The organism is Pseudoalteromonas shioyasakiensis (assembly GCF_001550135.1).
In the GTDB taxonomy this organism is placed as follows: Bacteria; Pseudomonadota; Gammaproteobacteria; order Enterobacterales; family Alteromonadaceae; genus Pseudoalteromonas; species Pseudoalteromonas shioyasakiensis.
Map to the genome: position 1 here is coordinate 107,793 of NZ_LRUE01000012.1, position 21,257 is coordinate 129,049.

Below are 21,257 nucleotides of genomic sequence, written 5' to 3' on the forward strand. Positions count from 1 at the left end.
TTTTCGCTTCTTGTGTGTTGATGATTTTAATTATGAATATGTTGGTTTCGGCGGTACTCTTTTAATTCATTGCTCAACCAATCTTTTGCATTGAGTAACGACCCATTGCTGAGTCTTACTTTATAGGGCTTACCGCTCCATGAGCTTTTACTCGCTAGGTTTTCGATAAATTTTTCTGCAGTTTTTGCATAGCGGGTCGCTTTTCGATACTTCATAGCAAGGTGTTCGGCAGCATCTTGGCTTGAGTGCTCTGTGCCGTTGCGAATAAATACGGCATCGCTTTTAGCAACAAAATCAATGAGGTGATTTATCTCTTGTTCGGGGGTGGCTGCATCACTGAATTGGCTAATGCTCAATAATATTAACGCGATAAACCAATATCCTCTCATACATAATCTCATAGCGTTTGATGCTCTATCGTCAGGGTTGCAATAATTGGGTTATGATCTGAGCTTGCAAGCTCAGGCACAACGGTTGTTTCTATTTTGACACCTCGCACCCACACTTGGTCAAGTGCTAATCCAAATGCTTTGGTGCGCTTATCATCTAAATAGATAGCTTCGTGCAAACCTAGTTGGGTTAATGTTTGCTGTAATAAGGCTTGGCGCTCATCACTCCAGGTATTGAGATCACCGGCAAATACGATTGGGCCTTTATGCGTTCGCATAATAGCGGCGGCATCGTCTAGCTGTTGTTTAAAGTCACTTATACCAATCGTAAAGTTAATGGCATGAAGGTTAATACTCAGTAATAACTGTTGATCTGGCAGCGCATACTCCACAATATTGGTGGCTTTTGGGCTACGTAGCCAAGGTTCTTTATGGGTGAGTGTACAATGCACAGTAGCTGGCCAGCGGCTGAGTGTCATAACCCCTGATTGCACGCCGCCACTCTTATACCCTTTAGCAAAGCGCCAATAGGGTTTGAGCTTTGTAAGCGCAGGCTCTTCGATAGCTTCTTGTAGTAACACAATATCAGCATCGGCATTTAGCTTTTGCAAATCTGTGAGTAAGCCATCTATTTGTGCTTTGTAGATATTCCAACTCAATAACTTGAACTGATAGGGCAAAATATAATGTTTAGCGTAAGTTTGCATGCGGCTTTGCGCTAATTGCTGTTGGCAATTAGCAAGGTTCACAGCGGTTTTGGTTATACCTTGTTGCTCATCAGAGCTAGGATCGCTTGAAAAGCTATACCAAGACAGCACACTCAAACACACAAGTAATAAAAATATACGCAGATATGCCGTCATAATGACCTTTAGTTACTTTTCTCAAGAGTTAGTCGTCGATAGCCCCAGTTTAGTTCAAAGGCTAAATGTTAGAAACTGTAGTATTTCCTACAATTTCTATACGCTTTCTTACCCAAAATGAGTACTCATATTCTTATACTTACTGAGCTTAACAACTCAGATAAAGGAACTACTCATGAAACAAATGGCCTGTATGCTGCTTGCCTTATCGGTGACAGCGTGTTCATCAGTCACCATAGTGCCAGAAAAAACAACCAATAAATTAGCCACTAAAGCTGATTACCAAGATAGCCGCCCATTCTTTTTGTGGGGCCTCGTTGGTGAAGAACGCGTTGATGTAAAGGCTATTTGCCAAGATAAAAAAGTTGCCCAAATGCAATCGCAACAAACATTCGCTGATGGCGCATTAGGACTCGTTACACTCGGAATTTATGCTCCTCACACAGTAAAAGTATGGTGTGAGCAACAAGCACAGGAGCAACAATTATGAAAAGCCTACTAGTAACAACAGTGTTAGTAGCAACCTTAAGTGGTTGCACAAATATCTACTTTGATAATGGCAGTGCTGCACAAGCCAATAAAGCGCCTGCAACAGAGCAATGGCATCATAACTTTGCCGCAGCGCTTTACGAAGGTTCAAAGCCTGTCGACTTATCTGAGGAGTGTCCTGATTCCGAATGGCAAACCGTTCACACTTATAAGTCGTTCACCAATGGCTTAGCTGAAGTTGCAGTAAACCAAGTTGGGCCTATTTGGTACCCGAAAACAGTTGAAATAAGCTGCGCTCAAGTACCTTATAAGCCAGACTAGTTATTCATAACGCAGCGCATCAATTGGGTTTAAGCGTGCCGCTTTAATAGCGGGCGCTAAGCCAAACACAATACCAATCAATGAAGTAAAGCCAAATGACAGCATAATCGCCCAACCCGGTATGTAGGCATCTGGCATGCTCGGCACTGATAACGAAATCAGTGCCGCAGCACCATAACCAATCGCTAAACCAATTAAACCACCAAACAGTGATAGCACCACCGCTTCAACTAAAAATTGCAGCATAATAAAGCCAGGTGTTGCTCCCAATGCTTTTAAAGTGCCGATAACACGTGTGCGTTCTGTTACCGAAACCAGCATGATATTCATCACTCCGATACCACCAACTACCAGGCTGATACCCACTATCCCCGCGGTAATTGCGGTAGCACTTCCGGTAAATTTATCGATATTAGCACGGGCTTTTTCGGCGGTTTCAAATTCAAAGTCGTCATCTTCACCGTCTTTTAATTTATGTAATTGACGTAAGATACGGCGAATTTTAGCCAGTACTTGGGTTTCGTTAGCATCGTCTTTCAAACGAAACATCATTTGTACATTGGTATCAACACTGCCGCCTTCTAGCGCACTCATGGTACTTATTGGAATATTAATGTAATCGTCTTGGTCAAAACCTAATAAACTACCTTGTTTTTCAGCAACACCAATAATGCGAAACCACTCACCACCGAGTTTGATATATTCACCTACAGGGTTTGCAGGCAGGTTAAGCTTTTCGATAATTGAAGGGCCAATAAACGCCACTCGACGGCGTTTTTCATCATCTTCTGCGCGAATAAACCGCCCGAGTTCTGGGTAGGTGCGATAAGCTTTTTGGTAGTCTTGCTCGGTGCCCATTACCCGTGAAGCATGACTTTTATTGCCATACTCTGCTGCACCAGAAAAGCGCCAAGTAAACATTAGCGCAGTAAAGGTTTCGGCTTCTTTCACTCGGGCTTTTAGAGTTAAAAAGTCGCTGTAGGTTAACTTTGCTTGTTGACCTACCATTTCTTTTTCTACGCTAGTGTAAGGTTTTATATTGGTGACATCGGGAGACATATCAGCAAGCTGATCATTAATTTGCTTGGTAAACCCTTGCATCACTGCCACCACGGTAACAACCGCTGCAACACCAATAATAATGCCTAAGCAGGTAAGGGCACTGCGCATCGCATTGGCTTTAATTGCCATCAGTGCGGCTTTTGTACCTTCCATTACAGCGATAGCAGATTTAAACATGTTGTCTTGTTCCTTCGCCTTTACGGGTATCACTAACAACCTTGCCATCAACTAAGCGAATAACACGTTGGCAGTGATCAGCAATATCTTGTTCATGAGTAACCAAAATGATGGTGTGCCCTTCGTTATGAAGCTCATCAAACAGCGCCATGATCTCAGTGGTGGTTTTACTATCTAGGTTACCGGTAGGCTCATCACCAAGTAGAATGTGGGGTTTAGTAACCAATGCGCGAGCAATAGCGACACGTTGCCGTTGGCCACCAGAAAGCTGGCTTGAAAGGTGGTTTACCTTATCGCCAAGACCAACCCGTTGTAATGATTCGAGCGCTTGTTGCTTTCGCTCTTTGGCAGAAATAAATCGATACACCAAAGGCTGCATAACATTTTCAAGAGCGGATGCTCGTGGTAATAAATTGAAACTTTGAAAAATAAAGCCAACACTTTCATTACGCTGATGAGCAAGCTCCGTTTCGGTCATGCGCTTTACTAGCTTATCTTTTAAATAGTAGTCACCACTGGTGGGAGTATCTAAGCAGCCAAGCAAGTTCATCAGGGTTGATTTACCTGAGCCAGAAGGGCCAATGATGGCAACATACTCATTTTGTGCAATTTCAATATTAATATCATCAAGGGCTTTGAAAACTTGTTCGCCCATTTTGTATTGTTTATTGATATTACTGAGTTTGATCACCGCAGACATTAGTTAGCACCTTTTTCAGGGCTGTTTTTAACGGCTATCGTATCACCCTCTTTTAGTGAGCTAAGTGGTCTAGCAGGGCCGATAACAATACGATCTCCTTTAACAACACCGCTGGTTAGTGCTTGCTCTATATCTGAAGAAATACCTACCGTTACCGCTGTTTTAGTTACTGTATTATCTGCATTAAGCTTCCAGACAAAGTAGCTATCATCCTCTTTTTGAATAGCTTCAATAGGCAGTTTTAAGCCATTTTCGGCAATGCTTGTGGCGATTTCTGCGCGGCAGCTCATTCCGGCATAAAGCTGGCGGTCAGTGGCATCAAGCAGTACTTTGACTTTAAATGATAAGCCCTGAGAACCGGCTTGATTTTTTGCTGATGTGCCAATGTTTATTACTTTGCCAGTGAAAGGTTGATTTGGGTAAGCGGCGGCATAGATATCTGCATGTTGGTCTAATTTGATACCGGCAATATCGGTCTCATCCACTCGAAGCTCGGCTAATATTGCGCTGGGGTCTGCTACTAACATCAGGTCTGAGCCAATAATGTTAGTTGTTCCGGCAATAACAGTTTCACCTTCTTTAATATTGACCGAAGCAAGTAGGCCACTCATTGGAGCGCGAAACACGCTTTTATTTAAACGGTCTTCAGCAATCAATAACGATGCTTGGGCTTGGTTGTAAGCTTCACGTTTTGCTTCAATATCTATTTTTGCTAAATCGCGGGCATTTTGTAGGTTTTCATATACCTCTTGGCCAGCAAGGCCCACTTCATAAAGCTCTTTCTGGCGGCTTAGTTGACGCTCGATATTTTTCAATCGGGTTTCGCTATGTTTAATATCGATTTCGGTCGCGCGAAGCACGGCCTTGTTGCGTGCAACTTCAGATTCAAACGCGGTCGTATCTAGGCGCATTAAAATATCGCCCTCAGTGACACTTTCACCTTCCTCTACAAACACTTTCGCTACACGGCCTGTCACTTCTGAGCGCAGTTGCACTTGGGTGTTAAAGACTAGGTTGCCAGAGGCTAAAATTGAATCGGCAATATTGCCTTGTTCAACTTCTGCAATATGCATTTCTGGTGCATCTTTATTGCCTGTGACTTGTTTTGAAATCAGTAAAGCGACAAATGCCGTAACAGCGAGGCCAATAATAATGGCTTTTTTCATGTTACTTCCTTGGTAGTTAAGAGCGGCATATTGCCGCTCAAAGCAGAATTAAACGAGAGCGATTACAGTCCAAATACCGTAAATAACAATACTTGGTAGAGCTGCAAACAGTAGCGCTTTATTGAAAGTGAAATTAGTCCAGCTCTTCAAACCGATAGCTGCGATGAAAATACCCCAAATAGAAAAGATATTGAGACTTTCAAGTAAGGTGTAAAATGGGTGGCCAATTTCTAAACCAATTAAAAGTTGGTTAATCGAAGCATAGTTAAATAACGTCTGTGAGATTTGGTCGGTACTCGCAGTTAATACTAAGATGAGTAAACCAAGACTTGAGATAATCATTGGCATCATGGTCCACACACCAAAGCCATACCACGCACCATAACCGTAGTTAGCTTCTGGATCTTGCTTAGATACAAATAGGTAGTAGCCTGCCATTAGAGCATTAATAACAGCCAAACCAATGATGCCACCAAATATAGCAAACCACACTTGCATATCTATGGTTTGCTCCATACTTTGGCGAATCATTTTTTGTTCTGCAATGGTGGCATCAACACTGGCCGCTGCCACTTGTTGATCGATTAAAAACTGCGGGTCAGCTTTATTGTAAAAAGCAAACATGCTGGCAGCGAGGATGCCGGCAAGTAAAATAAAGGCAACAAAAGACCAACCTTTTGCTTCTTTTAAGCCATTAAAGGCTTTGCTCGGGCTGATAAAAATATCAACCAATGCGGTCATGACATTTGATGATTTCATTTTTTATTCCTTGTTTTATAACATTTGTTTTTAGGTACTAAAATATCCTGTTTAGTAACAAATTAGCAATTTGTTTTGTAACTGTATGTTAACAGCTGTGATTAGTAAATCTGTGATATGGTTTAAGGATTAATTTGAGTCGAATTTATTAGGAATAGTAGGTCGTTATGGTGAATAGCAAAGGTCGTTGTATTGATGAGTTGGTATTAGGATTCTGGCGCTTGTTAGATTGGCAGGTAACGCCACAGCAATGCTTAAGTTTTTTAGAAAATGCAATTGAAATGGGTGTGTCACATACCGATCACGCTGACATCTACGGTGAGTACGGTTGTGAAGCCGAATTTGGTAAAGCGCTTAAACTAAAACCAAGTATTCGTGATGAAATCAAAATAATCACTAAATGCGGTATTAAGCCTGCGTTTGCAAGCCTAGGGTTACAAGGCAAAGCAAATCATTATGATTCAAGTGCCGCGCATATAATTGCCTCAGCACAGCAGTCACTTAAAAACTTTAACACCGATCGTTTAGATGTATTACTTATCCATCGCCCTGATTACTTGATGAACGCCGATGAAATGGCACAAGCATTTAATACCCTAAAAGCAAATGGTGACGTGATTGATTTTGGTGTATCTAATTTCACCCCATCGCAACTTAGCTTGTTGCAGTCGCGTTTAGACTTTGAGCTTGTAACTAATCAAATTGAGTTTTCACCTTACGAGATGAAAGCCCTTGATGATGGCAGCTTAGACCAATGCCAATTGCTCGATATCAAACCTATGCTTTGGTCACCATTAGCTGGGGGTCGTATATTCTCAAGTGATGATGAAAAAGCGGTGCGTTTACGTACAGTGTTGGAGCAGGTTGGTGCTGAAATTGGCGCCACAGCCATTGATCAAGTTGTTTATGCTTGGCTGTTAATGCACCCAAGTGCACCGTCTGTGGTACTTGGTACGGGTAATATTGAGCGTGTTAAATCAGCTGTTGAAGCTAAGCAGCTTACTATGAACCGTGAACAATGGTATCGCATTTGGCAAGGCTCAACCGGGCATAGTGTGCCTTAATATATAGCCCAAAACGAGAAAAGGGCCTTAACGGCCCTTCGTGTTGCAGCAAGTAACACATTCTTTATAAAGTGAAGTCAACCGCGTAAGCGACATACACTTTTACATCTGAACCATCAATGTCGTTGTCTGAAAGACCGAAAGTAAAGCCGTCTTTCGACACTGAAACACCGTAGTCGATGATGTCATCATCACCAATGAAATCCCCTGAGTAATGACCTAAGTGAAGGGCCATTTCTGCACCGGTACTGCCAACTGGGAAGCTATAGTCAGCATTTAAATATAGAGAGTCACCAAAATCTGTACCGTCACCGCTTGCTGCTGATGTTGCTAGGACTGCTGCACCAAAGGTGAAGCTACCCATGCTAATGCTACCGTAGATTTCTGAGAAGTCTGCATCTGTATAAGACGCTGCATCTGGGTATGCATAATAAATGTAGCCAACATCGTAGCTAAAGGTTTCATTGATTTCACCGCCAAAACCAGCATAAAGGTCTAGCTCGTAAGTCATGTCGTCAGCCCAGCTAGCATTCGATACCCAAGTACCCGCATAAAAGCCAGATTCACTTGCGTAGTCGATACCACCTTGGATTGCAGCATCACCACCGCCTTGCTCTTGACCACGCCATAAGTAGTTTGAAGTTGCCGCAGCGTTTGCTGTGACTTCTGCGTAGCTATATGTTGAGCTCAAAGTTAATAGCGCAAGGGCGCTTGCTGCGACCGTTTTTTTTAGTTTTAGCATGTTTCTGTATCCTGTTGTTATGTTGATTTTGTCCCATTTTCAGATTGCAGTCTGGTTATTATTTGAGGACATTTTCTATGTGTTGTCTGGATACGATATTGCACTGGTTGTGCCAAGTTAATTTTGAGCGGGATATTTTATGCTTAAAGTCTTTAAAAACAGGCTTTTAAACTTATTTAATTGTGAAAAGGATGGTTATTTGAATTGTTCATGCGCACATGTGTGGTGCAAAAAATAACCCGGTTGCACAATTGCGAAGCAACCGGGTTTTGCTTATTTGAGAGTAACTTAGCCGAAAATTGCACGCATTAGAGTAATGGTTTCTTCAACACTGCGGCCTTTTTCAACTTCACTGATGATTGAATCGCGCTTAGCTTTGATATGTTCAGGGATATCATCACTTGCTAATGCGCGGTCCACCAGTATCTCTGCTGATTCTTTGCCACGGCGTACGGTCTTTTTACCTGCTGAGCTTGTGGTACTCTTAGGTTTGTTTAACAACTTAATATAGTTAGAGTTATCAGCGGTACTTTTATCTGCATAATAAAAGAAGCAAGGCAATAGGGCTTTGATTTCAACCAGAGATTGTTCAAGCTCATTTGCTGCACTGGCCATTTTGAACCAAGGCATGCTATGAATGGCTTCAACAACATCTTGCCAGTAGCGCTCAAAATCACGGTTATTAAGCTTAGTAATGCCTAATGCCGCACAAAGGGCATCAAGTTTACTATTTACGATTGGTGTAAACACGTCAGGTCGGCGCATCGCAAGCAAGCGAGTAGCAGGAGCAAGCGTTGGCTTTTCATCGCTGCCATTAAATGCCATGAAGTAAGCAACAATAAAATGCTGATAATGTTCTTGCGTTACTTCACCCTCAAGTGGAATGTGTACAAGCGCCTCATCGAACGCACCTGGTAAATCACTCAACATTTGGTGGAAACCTTTTGCGTTCTTAGTAGAAGCAAACCATTCAACGTCGAAGTTATAGCTGCTTGGATCAAGCGAGGCACTGTGTTTACCTGAAAACGCTAAACGGTCTTCTGGGATCATCTCTTTTAGGGATTGCGATTTAATTGCAGCAATGTAATTAGCTAAACGTAATTGCTCATCAAGGGCTACAAGCTCTTTATGCTGCTCGATGAAGCCTGCAATAACAGGCCATGGCGCAACCCTTAATGTTTTTAACTGCAAAAAACTGATTGCAGAAATTAATAAGTCATGAAGTTTTTTAAGAGTGGGTAATTGCTTATCTTCTAACAGATCGTAGTTAATGCGATCACGGCTTGCACTTAATAGCTCATAGCACCAACCTAAAAAGTCTTCAGGGTGGTTTTCTACTTTAACTGCCATAAGGTTTAAGCTGATATCAGAGGCTTGCTTGAGGATATTTTGATAAATTTGACTTTCTTGCTCGCCAAGCGCCATTTTTGACGGTGAAATAAGCAGTTTCTTCATGCTTAATCGATACTCCAGTTTTGACCAAATTGGGTTGTTTAATTTTAGTACACAGGGTGCAAAAACAACAGGGCCGTGCATCATACCGAAGTAATGAAATGATGCAATCTTACTGATAATTTATAAGTAAGATTGCGACTAACGTGGTTAATTAATCATTGTCATCGAGTGTAAATAATTGCTCAACACTGAGTTCAAAGTGAGCAGCAATTTTTAACGCGATAATCACTGAGGGTATAAAGCGGCCTGTTTCAACTGTGCTAATGGTTTTACGTGATACTGCAATGGCATCAGCAAGTTCTTGCTGCGATAACCCCTTTTCTTTGCGGAATTTAGCGATACTATTTTGCACTTTTATACCTAGTCTCTACTTTGCCAAAGAATTGATACGCCATATATCAAACACATCAAAGCAAGGTAAAATGTGGCCATCATGCTATGAGATACATTTAAAGCAAGTTCATCAGAGAATAAAAAAATAGCCCCCATGCTAAAAAGCAATCCAAGCACTACATGTTTATAAGCGATGGTATCAATCGTATTTAAAAACTCATCCTTATACGTAAGGCGATAACCAAGTTTCCATGTAAATCCCCCTCTAATCACAAACATAAAGAAAGAGCCTAAAAATGCGGTACCGCCAATAAGCAGTAACGGTGCTGATGTTTGCTTGAGCATTGGGTAAACACTAATAATTAATAACGTGACTCCCATGAATATTGAAAACCATGCGTTATGACTCATAAACTTTTCTTCCGTTTTGATATCTTGCATAGACATAATCGTTTCCTTTTATTTTAAACTCAAATGTAACCTACAGGTATCAATGTGACCCTAGGGTATCATTTGGTCAAGAACTTTTTGTAACCTGTAGGTATCAAAAAGTTTCAGCGCTGATTCATATTCTTGTACCTAAGCTTGTTTACAAACCTTTTTGTGTGTTCGGCAATGCAATTACGCCTAACTCCCGCTATGATAAGAACATTGTTTGCCCATTTTTAAGGATGATTATGAAAACCTTACTGAAAATCGTTGGTGTCATCTTCGTATTACTGATTGCATTGGTAGTCGCTGCACCATTCCTAATACCTACAGACGCGATATTTAATAAAGTATCGGAGCAAGTAGAACAAACCACAGGTCGTAGTCTGACTATTAATGGCGATAAAAAGCTGTCGGTATTTCCATCATTAAAACTCGAATTGAATGATGTGCACTTTGCCAATATGCAAACAGGCTCGCAAAAAGATATGGCAAGCATGCAGCAACTTGCTATCCGTATCCCGTGGATGTCGTTATTTGGCGGTGAGTTTAAGCTTGATAAATTTGTGATTAACGAACCAACGATTTTGTTAGAAACCGATAAAAATGGTAAAGCAAACTGGCAACTATTTGATGCGGTTGCTGAGCAACCACAGACAGAGCAGCAAAAGAGTTCTGGCGCTGTTAACTTACCAGATAACTTTGATATCGAACTTGGTGAAGTAGCAATCTACGGTGGTACTTTCACTTATCTAGATGGCAAAACCGGGGCAAAGCAACAGATAAGCGATTTAGAATTAGCAATCTTATTACCTTCTCTTCGTAAGACCTTAGAATTAAAAGGCGGTATTACCTATATGGGTGAGCGCTTTGATTTAGATGTCACGCTAGATACACCTGTTAAAGCGATTGAAGGCGAAACCTTTAATGTAAGCACTGAGGTTGATTCACGCTTAGTCGATTTGAATTTTAAAGGTGCAATTGCAGAAATGGGTAATGACGTGCAAGGGCTTCTTTCTGTCAGTGGTGACTCAGTAAAAAATATTGCGAGTTGGCAAGGTGTTGAGCTTAATGCAAAAGAAAATGCGTTTAATGCCTTTAATGTAAAGGGGTCAATGCACCTAAAAGGACAGCAGTTTAAGCTTACTGAGCTACTTGCCACCCTAGATGAGCTGCAAATTAAAGGTAAAAGCGATATTAAGCTTGGTGACCGCTTAGCTGTGAATGCCGATATTGATTTAGGCATGCTTGATTTAAACCCTTACCTACCAGAGGGCGTAGCTAAAGAAGAACAAGCAGAGCCTGCAGCAGATGCGCCAGCACAACCAATTGTTTGGGATGATACTGCAATTGATATGAGCGGCTTAAATGCACTTGATGCAAATGTAGTCGTGCGTTCAAGTGGCTTACAAGCAAATGATATTACCCTTGGTGAAAACCAGTTAACGGTGAACCTAAAAAATGCAGTGGCTAAAATCAGTCTAGACAAGTTTGTTGCTTATGAGGGCAATGGTAAAGGTGTGATAACCGTTAACGCCAAGCAAACACCTTATAAAATTAGTACTAACTTTTCTTTAGATAAAATTGATGCGCAGCCATTGCTAACTGATGCGGCTGGTTTCGATAAGTTAATGGGTAAAGGTTCTCTAAACTGGGATCTAACGACCACAGGTCAAAGCCAAAAGAGCTTTATCAATGCTTTAAATGGTAAGTTAGGCTTTGAGTTTGCTGATGGTGCGGTAAAAGGTGCCAATATTGCAGAGATGGTTCGTAAAGCAAAAGAGCTAATCAAAGGTAACTTAAGCGCAGTATCAGAAGGTTTAGATACTGGCTTTGATAACTCACAGCAAACAGACTTCTCAGCATTGCAGGGTAGTTTTGTATTCACTAACGGTGTTGGTGAAAATAAAGACTTGTCACTACTTAGCCCACTTATTCGCATTACAGGCTCAGGTAAAGTTGATTTACCTATGACGAATGTAGACTATCGCTTAGTAACGGGGATAGTTGATTCAATCGAAGGGCAAGGCACGACAGATGACAGTACCGGCTTTAAAATTCCACTGCGTATCAAAGGCCCATTCCATGATGTTGGTTATAGCTTAGATGTCAGTGATGCGGCGAAAGAAGAAGTCAAAGAAAAAGCCAAAGATAAAATTAAAGACAAGTTAAAAGGTCTATTTGGTAATTAATAAAAATTTAATTAAAGTCAAAAACAGGGCGCATTTTCGCCCTGTTTGTTTTATAATCAATAACATTACAGCAAGCTGCTGTAATTCCTCAATGCAGGCATTACGATTAATTCCAAATTAATTAAAAAATAACCTACCACTTCCTTGCCATTGCTGCTACAATTGCCCGCCCTTAAGAGACAACTTGCTTGTTTTTTGAGTGGAATTTAACCGAAATGTCTTGATTTTAAACAAAATTAAGGCGTGTTGTAATTTCTACACCGGAGGTCATTAACATGATCCAAATGCAAACTCAGCTGGACGTTGCTGATAACAGCGGCGCTCGCAAAGTGCAGTGTATTAAAGTCCTTGGCGGTTCGCACCGTCGCTATGCAGCGGTTGGCGATATCATCAAAGTTTCTGTAAAAGAAGCTATTCCTCGCGGTAAAGTGAAGAAAGGTGATGTTAAAAACGCGGTAGTTGTGCGTACTAAAAAAGGCGTTCGTCGTCCGGACGGTTCTTTGATCCGTTTCGATAGCAATGCGGCTGTTATCTTAAACGATAACTTACAGCCAATTGGTACTCGTATCTTCGGCCCTGTGACTCGTGAACTTCGTACTGAAAAGTTCATGAAAATCGTTTCACTAGCACCAGAAGTACTATAAGGAGTCTATCATGGCAGCAAAAATCCGTCGTGATGACGAAGTAATCGTACTAGCAGGCAAAGACAAAGGTAAGCGCGGTAAAGTGCTTTCAGTTGTTGCTGAATCTGGTCGAGTATTTGTCGAAGGCATCAACTTAATCAAGAAGCACCAAAAGCCTGTTCCTCAGTTGAACCAAGCTGGCGGTATTGTTGAGAAAGAAGCGTCTATCGACGTATCAAACGTTGCGATCTACAACTCGGAAACGGGTAAAGCAGATCGTGTAGGTTTCAAGATTGAAGATGGTAAGAAATTACGTATCTTTAAATCTACTGGTAAAACTATCTAATAGTTGGAGTAGAATGATGGCGAAACTGCATGAAGTATATAAAGACAAAGTAGTTGCTGAGCTTCAAGAGAAGTTTGGTTTCAGCTCTGTCATGCAAGTCCCTCAGATCGAAAAGATCACATTAAACATGGGTGTGGGCGAAGCTCTAGCTGACAAGAAGATCCTAGATAACGCTGTTGCGGATCTAGAAGCAATCTCTGGTCAGAAACCTCTAATCACTAAAGCACGCAAATCAGTTGCTGGCTTCAAAGTGCGTGAAGGTTACCCAATTGGTTGTAAAGTAACCCTACGTGGCGAGCGTATGTGGGACTTTTTTGAGCGTTTGGTTTCAATCGCTATCCCACGTATCCGTGACTTCCGTGGTGTAAGTGCTAAGTCTTTTGATGGACGTGGTAACTACAGCATGGGCGTACGTGAGCAAATCATCTTCCCAGAAATCGATTATGATAAAGTAGACCGTGTTCGCGGTATGGATATCACAATCACTACTTCTGCGAAAACAGATGATGAAGGCCGTGCGTTGTTAGAAGCGTTTAACTTCCCATTCAAGAAATAAGGGTAGGGTTATGGCAAAGAATTCTATGAAAGCGCGCGAAGCAAAGCGTGCGAAATTAGTTGCTCAGTTCGCTGAAAAGCGTGCGGCACTAAAAGCTATCATCAGTGATGTTAATACATCTGACGATGATCGTTGGGACGCGGTATTAAAGCTACAAGCTTTACCACGTGATTCTAGCTCTTCACGTCAACGTAATCGTTGTAACGTTACGGGCCGCCCACATGGTTACCTTCGCAAATTCGGCATGAGCCGTATCAAAGTTCGCGAAGCAGCTATGCGCGGTGAAATTCCTGGCCTTAAAAAGGCTAGCTGGTAATAGTATCACGGGAGTAAGACTATGAGCTTGCAAGATCCTATTGCGGATTTGTTTACACGTATCCGTAACGGTCAGTCAGCGAAGAAAGTATCAGTAACGATGCCAACTTCAAAACTGAAAGTAGCAGTAGCTAAAGTATTAAAAGATGAAGGTTATATCGCAGATTACGCTGTAAGCGGTGAAGCGAAGCCTGAGCTTTCTATCGATTTAAAATATTTCGAAGGCAAAGCTGTTATTGAAAATATCCAGCGTGTTAGCCGCCCTGGTCTACGTATCTATAAGAAACGTGACGAATTACCAAAGGTAATGGGTGGTCTTGGTATCGCTATCGTATCAACTTCTAAAGGCCTAATGACAGACCGCGCAGCACGTAGTGCCGGCGTTGGTGGTGAGATCATTGGCTTTGTAGCTTAATCGGAGGGGAACTATGTCTCGCATAGCAAAGGCACCAATCAATGTTCCTGCCGGTGTAGAAGTTACATTAAAAGGCCAGGACATCACAGTTAAAGGCAAAAACGGTGAATTAACTCGTACTATCAACGACGCTGTTGAAGTACAAGTTAACGACAACGTTATTACAACTTTACCTCGTGAAGGCGTAGCTAATGCATGGGCACAAGCAGGTACTGCTCGCGCTCTAATCAACAACATGGTTGTTGGTACGCATGAAGGTTACGAGAAGAAACTTCAGTTAGTAGGTGTTGGTTACCGTGCAGCAGCTAAGGGCAAAGTATTAGACTTAACTCTTGGTTTCTCACACCCAGTGAATTTCGAAGTACCAGAAGGTATTACGATTGAAACACCAAGCCAAACAGAAGTTCTAGTTAAGGGCGTAGACAAGCAGTTAGTTGGTCAAACAGCTGCTAACATCCGTGCATACCGTAAACCTGAGCCTTATAAAGGTAAAGGTGTTCGTTACGCGGACGAGAATGTACGCCGTAAAGAGGCTAAGAAGAAGTAAGGTAAGACGATGGATAAAAAAACAGCTCGTCTACGTCGTGCTAAACGCACTCGTAGAAATTATATTGAACAAGGCACAACGCGTCTTGTTATCCACCGCACGCCACGTCACATTTACGCTCAAGTAGTTACTGCTGAGGGTACTGTACTGGCTGCTGCTTCTACTGTTGAAAAAGCAATTAGCGAAACAGTTAAAGGCACAGGTAACGTTGCAGCTGCTCAAGCAGTTGGTAAAGCGGTTGCTGAACGTGCAGCTGACAAAGGCATCGAAAAGATTGCTTTTGATCGCAGTGGCTTTAAATATCACGGCCGTGTGAAGGCGCTTGCTGATGCAGCGCGTGAAGCCGGTCTGCAATTCTAGGAGTAGACAATGGCTAACGTAGAAGCAAAGCAACAACAGCCTGATTTGGCTGAAAAGCTAATCGCGGTAAACCGTGTGTCTAAAGTGGTTAAAGGTGGTCGTATCTTTAGCTTCACTGCACTAACAGTAGTTGGTGACGGCGCAGGTAAAGTAGGTTTTGGTTATGGTAAAGCACGTGAAGTTCCAGCTGCTATTCAAAAAGCAATGGAAAAAGCACGTCGCAACATGATCAGTGTAGACCTTAACGGTAACACGCTACAGCACCCAATCAAGGGTCGCCACGCGGGTTCTAAAGTATACATGCAGCCTGCTTCTGAAGGTACAGGTATCATCGCCGGTGGTGCGATGCGTGCAGTACTAGAAGTAACTGGTGTACAGAACGTATTGTCAAAAGCATACGGTTCAACTAACCCGATCAACATCGTTCGTGCAACGATTGCTGCTCTAGAGAACATGAACTCTCCAGAGTCAATCGCTGCTAAACGTGGTCTTAGCGTTGACGAAATCACGGGGTAAACCATGGCTAATAAAACTGTAAAAGTAACACAAGTAAAGAGCTCTATCGGTCGTTTACCGAAGCATAAAGCTACATTACGCGGTCTTGGTCTACGTCGTATCAATCACACTGTTGAGTTAGAAGACACAGCATGTGTGCGTGGTATGATTAACCAAGTTTCTTACATGGTAAAGGTTGAGGGTTAATTCGATGCATTTGAATACACTTTCACCTGCTGCTGGTGCAAAAACTGAAAAGAAACGTCTAGGTCGTGGTATTGGTTCTGGTCTTGGTAAGACTGGTGGCCGTGGTCATAAAGGCCAAAAATCACGTTCTGGCGGTAAAGTACGCGTTGGTTTCGAAGGCGGTCAAATGCCTATGCAACGTCGTCTACCTAAATTTGGTTTCACTTCACGTAAATCATTAGTATCTACTGAAGTTAACCTTTTTGAAATCGCTAAAGTTGAAGGCGATGTAGTAGACGTAAACGCGTTACAAGCAGCTGGTCTAGTTAAAAAGAACATCCAGTTCGTTAAAGTAGTTAAATCTGGCGAAGTTTCACGCGCAGTTACCGTTAAAGGTCTTAAAGTGACTAAAGGTGCTCGCGAAGCTATCGAAGCTGCCGGAGGCAAGGTAGAAGACTAAGGAAGTACTAATGGCTAAACCAGGTCAAGATATGAAAAGTGCACAAAGTGGGCTTTCGGAATTGAAGCGTCGATTACTATTTGTATTAGGTGCTATCATTATTTACCGTCTAGGTTCATTCGTGCCGATCCCTGGGATTGACGCCGCTGTACTTGCCGATTTCTTCGAGCAACAAAAGGGCACCATTGTTGAAATGTTTAACATGTTCAGCGGTGGTGCGCTTGAGCGAGCTTCAGTGTTAGCACTGGGTATTATGCCGTACATCTCGGCTTCGATTATTACGCAACTATTAACGCATATGTATCCGCCGTTTATAGAGCTTAAGAAAGAAGGTGAGCAAGGGCGTAAGAAAATTAGCCAGTACACACGCTACGGCACGCTTGTGCTTGCTACAATCCAATCAATCGGTATTGCTACTAGCTTACCGGGCATGATGGACGGGTTAGTTGTTAACCCTGGTATCGGTTTCTACTTCACTGCTGTAGTGAGTTTAGTAACTGGTACTATGTTCCTAATGTGGTTGGGCGAACAAATTACAGAACGTGGTATCGGTAACGGTATCTCAGTTCTGATTTTTGTTGGTATCGTAGCTAACCTGCCGTCTGCTATTGGTTCGACAGCCGAAATGGCGCGCCAAGGTGATCTGAATGTACTTGTACTGTTATTGATTGCTGTAATCGTATTCGCTGTTACTTACTTAGTTGTATTCTTTGAACGTGGCCAACGTCGTATCGTTGTTAACTACGCAAAGCGTCAACAAGGTCGTCAGGTATTTGCTGCTCAAAGCACGCACTTACCACTGAAAGTAAACATGGCGGGTGTTATTCCACCAATCTTCGCTAGCAGTATAATTCTGTTCCCTGGTACAATTGCAAGCTGGTTCGGCCAGGGTGAAGGTCCGGTCGCTGATGTGCTACAAGCAATCGCTACAACGTTGACTCCAGGTCAACCTTTATATGCGATGGTTTTAGCTGCGGCTATTATCTTCTTCTGCTTTTTCTACACCGCGTTGGTATTTAACCCGCGTGAAACAGCAGATAACCTGAAAAAATCTGGCGCATTTATCCCAGGTATTCGTCCAGGTGAGCAGACATCTAAATACATTGATAAAGTGATGACACGCCTGACATTGGCAGGTGCTTTGTATATAACCTTTATCTGTCTGGTGCCCGAATTCATGACTATGGCATGGCAAACGCCATTCTATTTCGGCGGTACATCAATTTTGATTATCGTTGTTGTAATCATGGACTTTATGGCACAAGTACAGACGCATCTGATGTCACATCAGTATGATTCTGTGCTGAAAAAAGCAAACCTTAAAGGCTACGGTCGATAAGGTCATTTTACGGAGTTGAGCAATGAAAGTACGTGCTTCCGTTAAGAAAATATGCCGTAACTGTAAAGTTATTAAACGTGCTGGTGTAGTACGCGTAATTTGCAGTGAGCCTAAGCACAAGCAAAGGCAAGGCTAATTAAACAGTCGTGCAGGCTGAGTTATTTACTCGGCCTGTGTTTTTAGTTGTGATTTGGTCTTCGTTTGAGTATCCTTACGGGCTTTTCAAACAGATGATTACCAAATTCAAATATAGGAGATGTGTTAGTGGCCCGTATCGCTGGCATTAACGTCCCTGATCATAAACATGCAGTTATCGGTTTAACTGCTATTTATGGCATAGGTAAGACTCGCTCTAAGGAAATCTTAGCAGCGACTGGTATCGCCGAGACCACAAAAATCGGTGAACTTTCAGACGAAACACTTGACGTATTGCGTGAAGCAGTTGGCAAGTACACTGTAGAAGGTGACCTTCGTCGTGAAGTTACATTAAATATCAAGCGCCTTATGGACCTTGGTTGTTTCCGTGGCCTACGTCACCGTCGTTCGTTACCACTACGTGGTCAACGTACTAAGACTAACGCGCGTACTCGTAAGGGTCCTCGCAAGCCTATCAAGAAATAAGGTGGGGTAGATTATGGCTAAAGCACCAATTCGTCGTAAGAAGGTTAAAAAGCAAGTTGCTGATGGTATGGCTCACGTTCATGCTTCTTTCAACAACACTATTGTAACAATTACCGACCGTCAAGGTAATGCACTATCTTGGGCAACAGCAGGTGGTTCAGGTTTCCGTGGTTCACGTAAATCTACTCCATTCGCGGCTCAGGTTGCTGCAGAGCGTGCAGGTACTGCTGCTCAAGAATACGGTTTAAAAAATCTAGAAGTTTTCATCAAAGGTCCAGGTCCAGGTCGTGAATCTGCTGTACGTGCTTTGAATGCTGCTGGTTACCGTATCACCAACATCACTGACGTGACGCCAATCCCTCATAATGGTTGTCGTCCACCGAAGAAACGTCGCGTTTAACAATAGGTTAGGAGAAATAACATGGCAAGATATTTGGGCCCTAAGCTCAAGCTGAGTCGTCGTGAAGGTACTGACCTGTTCCTTAAGAGCGGCGTAAGAGCTATCGACTCTAAGTGTAAACTTGAGACTGCACCTGGTCAGCACGGCGCTCGTAAAGGTCGCTTATCTGATTACGGTTTACAGCTACGTGAAAAGCAAAAAGTACGTCGTATCTACGGTGTATTAGAAAAGCAATTCCGTAACTACTACAAAGAAGCTGCTCGCCTTAAAGGTAATACAGGTGAAAACTTGTTACAGCTTTTAGAGCAACGTTTAGACAATGTTGTATATCGCATGGGTTTTGCTAGCACACGCGCTGAAGCACGTCAGTTAGTAAGCCACAAAGCGATTTTAGTTAATGGTCGTGTAGTGAACATCCCTTCATACGTAATTACTCCAGAAGATACTGTTGTAATTCGTGAGAAGTCAAAAACACAAGCACGTATCATCGCTGCTCTAGAGTTGGCTGAGCAACGTGAAAAGCCGACTTGGGTTGAAGTTGACGGTAAGAAAATGGAAGGTAGCTTCAAGCGCCTACCTGAGCGTTCAGATCTGTCTGCGGACATTAACGAACAACTAATCGTCGAACTTTACTCTAAGTAAAGTTAAGAGTTAAGAGAGGATAAAATGCAGGGTTCTGTTACCGAATTCCTAAAACCAAGGTTAGTCGATATCGACGCTATCAACCCAACGCGTTCTAAAGTAGTTTTAGAACCATTAGAGCGTGGCTTCGGTCACACTTTGGGTAATGCCTTACGCCGTATACTGTTATCATCTATGCCTGGATGTGCAGTAACTGAAGTAGAAATCGACGGTGTATTGCATGAGTACAGCGCGAAAGAGGGCGTACAAGAAGACATCATTGAAATTCTGTTAAACCTTAAAGGTCTAGCAGTAACTTTAGAAGGCAAAGATGAAGTTTTTCTGACCCTGACTAAATCTGGTGTAGGCCCTGTGACTGCGGCTGATATTCAGCACGATGGTGATGTAACAATTGCCAACCCAGATCACGTTATCTGTCACCTTACGACAGATAGCAGCGAGATCAGCATGCGTATTCGTGTTGAGCGCGGTCGCGGTTATGTGCCGGCATCTAGTCGTTTATCCTCTGATGACGATGAGCGTCCAATTGGTCGTCTGCTGCTTGATGCATCATTCAGCCCAGTTGAACGTATTGCGTACTCGGTTGAATCAGCCCGTGTTGAGCAACGTACAGACTTAGACAAGTTAATCATTGATATGGAAACAAACGGCACTTTAGATCCTGAAGAAGCGATCCGCCGTGCGTCTACTATCTTAGCTGAGCAATTAGATGCATTCGTAGATTTACGTGATGTAACTGAGCCAGAAGAGAAAGAAGAGAAGCCAGAATTCGATCCTATTCTGCTTCGTCCAGTTGATGATCTTGAGCTAACAGTACGTTCAGCAAACTGTTTGAAAGCCGAGCAAATTCAATATATCGGTGATTTAGTTCAGCGCACTGAAGTTGAGCTTCTTAAAACGCCTAACTTAGGTAAGAAGTCTCTAACTGAAATTAAAGACGTGCTAGCTTCACGTGGTCTTTCTCTAGGTATGCGCCTAGAAAATTGGCCGCCTGCAAGCCTAGCTGAATAATCTAAATCACTATATTAGTTTAGTTAGAAGGATAGGGTCATGCGCCATCGTAAGAGTGGTCGTCAATTAAACCGTAACAGCAGCCATCGCAAAGCGATGTTCAGCAACATGGCTGGTTCTTTGGTGAAACATGAAATCATCAAAACAACTTTGCCTAAAGCTAAAGAGTTGCGCCGTGTAATTGAACCTTTAATCACACTGGCTAAGACTGACAGTGTAGCAAACCGCCGTTTAGCGTTTGCTCGCACGCGTGATAATGAAGTAGTTGGTAAATTATTCAGCGAAATCGGTCCACGTAATACAGACCGTCCTGGTGGTTACACTCGTATTCTTAAGTGTGGCTTCCGTGCTGGTGATAATGCACCAATGGCTTATATTGAACTAGTTGGTCGCCCAGCGACAAACGAAGAAGTTCAAGAAGACGCGCAGTCTGCAGAGTAAGTCGTAAAGACACCAAAAAGCCGAGCTTATGCTCGGCTTTTTACTTTCTAAAATTCACTACTAAAAATTCACTACCAATAAAACAGCTCTATCAACCCCAAACATTACCATACAACCTTGAAGCACCTAGCACCTAGCACCTAGCAATTAAGATCACATATAAAGATCAATTCGCGTTCTTTAATAGTTAAATCATCTTCTATACAACTTAAAAACAAGCTCATTTATAAAATACACTGCCTAAATAGCCATAATACGAGTAATTTAGTGCTATTTTCACCCGTTTCGTTCGTATTTTGCACGAACAGTCATTTTTTTCATAAAAACTTCAAAAAACAGTTGATCTCAATTCGGATCTC

31 protein-coding genes are annotated in these 21,257 nt (G+C 42.4%); 21 read left to right on the plus strand and 10 right to left on the minus strand.

What is annotated here, in order from left to right; genetic code table 11:
- Positions 1-26 precede the first annotated feature (26 nt).
- Positions 27-389, minus strand: a complete 363-nt coding sequence (locus PASHI_RS05165) for a YfeK family protein (protein WP_240701518.1) — start codon at positions 387-389, stop codon at positions 27-29.
- An 8-nt stretch (positions 390-397) separates the two neighbouring features.
- A complete protein-coding gene (locus PASHI_RS05170) occupies positions 398-1,252 on the minus strand; it encodes an endonuclease/exonuclease/phosphatase family protein (RefSeq protein ID WP_062564819.1) in 855 nt (284 codons plus the stop codon).
- A gap of 175 nt (positions 1,253-1,427) precedes the next feature.
- On the opposite strand from PASHI_RS05170, the gene PASHI_RS05175 reads away from it, so the two are divergent.
- Together PASHI_RS05175 and PASHI_RS05180 are read left to right on the plus strand one after the other, a co-directional pair.
- A complete protein-coding gene (locus tag PASHI_RS05175) occupies positions 1,428-1,742 on the plus strand; it encodes a Bor family protein (protein WP_054554401.1) in 315 nt (104 codons plus the stop codon).
- The gene (locus PASHI_RS05180; RefSeq protein ID WP_054562825.1) at positions 1,739-2,062 is read left to right on the plus strand and encodes a Bor/Iss family lipoprotein; all 324 of its coding nucleotides are present in this window, start codon (positions 1,739-1,741) and stop codon (positions 2,060-2,062) included. Before PASHI_RS05175 ends, PASHI_RS05180 begins: the two co-directional genes overlap by 4 nt.
- Here the strand turns inward: PASHI_RS05180 and PASHI_RS05185 are convergent, their stop codons facing one another.
- Genes PASHI_RS05185 through PASHI_RS05200 form a run of 4 tightly spaced genes read right to left on the minus strand, consistent with a single transcriptional unit; the run spans position 2,063 to position 5,926 of the window.
- A complete protein-coding gene (locus tag PASHI_RS05185; protein WP_062564820.1) occupies positions 2,063-3,301 on the minus strand; it encodes an ABC transporter permease in 1,239 nt (412 codons plus the stop codon).
- Positions 3,294-4,001, minus strand: coding sequence for an ABC transporter ATP-binding protein (locus PASHI_RS05190; RefSeq protein WP_054562823.1), 708 nt, complete (start codon positions 3,999-4,001; stop codon positions 3,294-3,296). The genes PASHI_RS05185 and PASHI_RS05190 overlap by 8 nt, the downstream gene beginning before the upstream one ends.
- Entirely contained in the window at positions 4,001-5,167 is a 1,167-nt protein-coding gene (locus tag PASHI_RS05195; protein WP_062564821.1) for an efflux RND transporter periplasmic adaptor subunit, read from the minus strand. The genes PASHI_RS05190 and PASHI_RS05195 overlap by 1 nt, the downstream gene beginning before the upstream one ends.
- Positions 5,168-5,215: 48 nt before the next feature.
- The gene (locus PASHI_RS05200; RefSeq protein WP_058586182.1) at positions 5,216-5,926 is read right to left on the minus strand and encodes a YIP1 family protein; all 711 of its coding nucleotides are present in this window, start codon (positions 5,924-5,926) and stop codon (positions 5,216-5,218) included.
- Positions 5,927-6,093: 167 nt separating this feature from the next.
- Here PASHI_RS05200 and PASHI_RS05205 point away from each other — a divergent pair, with 167 nt between their 5' ends.
- Positions 6,094-6,990: an aldo/keto reductase gene (locus PASHI_RS05205; RefSeq protein WP_208855481.1), complete on the plus strand. Its 897-nt coding sequence runs from the start codon at positions 6,094-6,096 to the stop codon at positions 6,988-6,990.
- 64 nt (positions 6,991-7,054) lie between these two features.
- On the opposite strand, the gene PASHI_RS05210 is transcribed toward PASHI_RS05205, so the two are convergent.
- From PASHI_RS05210 to PASHI_RS05225, 4 genes are all read right to left on the minus strand, one after another.
- Positions 7,055-7,732: a TorF family putative porin gene (locus PASHI_RS05210; protein ID WP_054554395.1), complete on the minus strand. Its 678-nt coding sequence runs from the start codon at positions 7,730-7,732 to the stop codon at positions 7,055-7,057.
- Positions 7,733-8,020: 288 nt separating this feature from the next.
- On the minus strand, positions 8,021-9,187 hold the full coding sequence (locus PASHI_RS05215) for a hypothetical protein (protein ID WP_062564829.1): 1,167 nt from the start codon (positions 9,185-9,187) through the stop codon (positions 8,021-8,023).
- Positions 9,188-9,338: 151 nt separating this feature from the next.
- A complete protein-coding gene (locus PASHI_RS05220) occupies positions 9,339-9,539 on the minus strand; it encodes a helix-turn-helix transcriptional regulator (protein ID WP_058586184.1) in 201 nt (66 codons plus the stop codon).
- Positions 9,540-9,547: 8 nt separating this feature from the next.
- On the minus strand, positions 9,548-9,967 hold the full coding sequence (locus PASHI_RS05225) for a hypothetical protein (protein WP_062564822.1): 420 nt from the start codon (positions 9,965-9,967) through the stop codon (positions 9,548-9,550).
- Between the two features lie 230 nt (positions 9,968-10,197).
- Between PASHI_RS05225 and PASHI_RS05230 the strand changes: the two genes are divergently transcribed.
- The 18 genes from PASHI_RS05230 (at position 10,198) to rplQ (ending at position 20,898) form a co-directional block, all read left to right on the plus strand.
- Complete coding sequence (locus tag PASHI_RS05230; RefSeq protein ID WP_062564823.1) at positions 10,198-12,141, plus strand: AsmA family protein; 1,944 nt, start codon at positions 10,198-10,200, stop codon at positions 12,139-12,141.
- Positions 12,142-12,416: 275 nt separating this feature from the next.
- Positions 12,417-12,785, plus strand: coding sequence for a 50S ribosomal protein L14 (gene rplN / locus PASHI_RS05235; RefSeq protein ID WP_010378257.1), 369 nt, complete (start codon positions 12,417-12,419; stop codon positions 12,783-12,785).
- A gap of 10 nt (positions 12,786-12,795) precedes the next feature.
- The gene (gene rplX, locus PASHI_RS05240; RefSeq protein ID WP_054554391.1) at positions 12,796-13,110 is read left to right on the plus strand and encodes a 50S ribosomal protein L24; all 315 of its coding nucleotides are present in this window, start codon (positions 12,796-12,798) and stop codon (positions 13,108-13,110) included.
- A 16-nt stretch (positions 13,111-13,126) separates the two neighbouring features.
- Complete coding sequence (gene rplE / locus PASHI_RS05245) at positions 13,127-13,666, plus strand: 50S ribosomal protein L5 (protein WP_054554390.1); 540 nt, start codon at positions 13,127-13,129, stop codon at positions 13,664-13,666.
- A 10-nt stretch (positions 13,667-13,676) separates the two neighbouring features.
- Positions 13,677-13,982, plus strand: a complete 306-nt coding sequence (gene rpsN, locus PASHI_RS05250; RefSeq protein WP_054554389.1) for a 30S ribosomal protein S14 — start codon at positions 13,677-13,679, stop codon at positions 13,980-13,982.
- A gap of 21 nt (positions 13,983-14,003) precedes the next feature.
- The gene (gene rpsH, locus PASHI_RS05255) at positions 14,004-14,396 is read left to right on the plus strand and encodes a 30S ribosomal protein S8 (protein ID WP_054554388.1); all 393 of its coding nucleotides are present in this window, start codon (positions 14,004-14,006) and stop codon (positions 14,394-14,396) included.
- 13 nt (positions 14,397-14,409) lie between these two features.
- A complete protein-coding gene (gene rplF / locus PASHI_RS05260; protein WP_054554387.1) occupies positions 14,410-14,943 on the plus strand; it encodes a 50S ribosomal protein L6 in 534 nt (177 codons plus the stop codon).
- Positions 14,944-14,952: 9 nt separating this feature from the next.
- On the plus strand, positions 14,953-15,303 hold the full coding sequence (gene rplR, locus PASHI_RS05265; RefSeq protein WP_036974021.1) for a 50S ribosomal protein L18: 351 nt from the start codon (positions 14,953-14,955) through the stop codon (positions 15,301-15,303).
- A gap of 9 nt (positions 15,304-15,312) precedes the next feature.
- Positions 15,313-15,819 carry a 30S ribosomal protein S5 gene (rpsE, locus tag PASHI_RS05270; protein ID WP_036974018.1) on the plus strand — a complete coding sequence of 169 codons (507 nt, stop codon included), beginning with the start codon at positions 15,313-15,315 and terminating at the stop codon, positions 15,817-15,819.
- Positions 15,820-15,822: 3 nt separating this feature from the next.
- Positions 15,823-16,005: a 50S ribosomal protein L30 gene (gene rpmD / locus PASHI_RS05275; RefSeq protein WP_016710201.1), complete on the plus strand. Its 183-nt coding sequence runs from the start codon at positions 15,823-15,825 to the stop codon at positions 16,003-16,005.
- A gap of 4 nt (positions 16,006-16,009) precedes the next feature.
- Entirely contained in the window at positions 16,010-16,444 is a 435-nt protein-coding gene (gene rplO / locus PASHI_RS05280; protein WP_054554386.1) for a 50S ribosomal protein L15, read from the plus strand.
- Between the two features lie 10 nt (positions 16,445-16,454).
- Complete coding sequence (gene secY / locus PASHI_RS05285) at positions 16,455-17,783, plus strand: preprotein translocase subunit SecY (protein ID WP_036974013.1); 1,329 nt, start codon at positions 16,455-16,457, stop codon at positions 17,781-17,783.
- Positions 17,784-17,805: 22 nt separating this feature from the next.
- Positions 17,806-17,919, plus strand: coding sequence for a 50S ribosomal protein L36 (gene rpmJ / locus PASHI_RS21780; protein ID WP_002959476.1), 114 nt, complete (start codon positions 17,806-17,808; stop codon positions 17,917-17,919).
- 128 nt (positions 17,920-18,047) lie between these two features.
- Entirely contained in the window at positions 18,048-18,404 is a 357-nt protein-coding gene (rpsM, locus tag PASHI_RS05290) for a 30S ribosomal protein S13 (protein WP_054562818.1), read from the plus strand.
- 13 nt (positions 18,405-18,417) lie between these two features.
- Positions 18,418-18,804: a 30S ribosomal protein S11 gene (gene rpsK, locus PASHI_RS05295; RefSeq protein WP_036974009.1), complete on the plus strand. Its 387-nt coding sequence runs from the start codon at positions 18,418-18,420 to the stop codon at positions 18,802-18,804.
- A gap of 21 nt (positions 18,805-18,825) precedes the next feature.
- Positions 18,826-19,446 carry a 30S ribosomal protein S4 gene (gene rpsD, locus PASHI_RS05300; RefSeq protein WP_036974007.1) on the plus strand — a complete coding sequence of 207 codons (621 nt, stop codon included), beginning with the start codon at positions 18,826-18,828 and terminating at the stop codon, positions 19,444-19,446.
- Positions 19,447-19,470: 24 nt separating this feature from the next.
- Complete coding sequence (locus tag PASHI_RS05305) at positions 19,471-20,457, plus strand: DNA-directed RNA polymerase subunit alpha (protein ID WP_004589198.1); 987 nt, start codon at positions 19,471-19,473, stop codon at positions 20,455-20,457.
- Positions 20,458-20,496: 39 nt separating this feature from the next.
- Positions 20,497-20,898, plus strand: a complete 402-nt coding sequence (gene rplQ / locus PASHI_RS05310; RefSeq protein ID WP_004589197.1) for a 50S ribosomal protein L17 — start codon at positions 20,497-20,499, stop codon at positions 20,896-20,898.
- Positions 20,899-21,257: the final 359 nt, after the last annotated feature.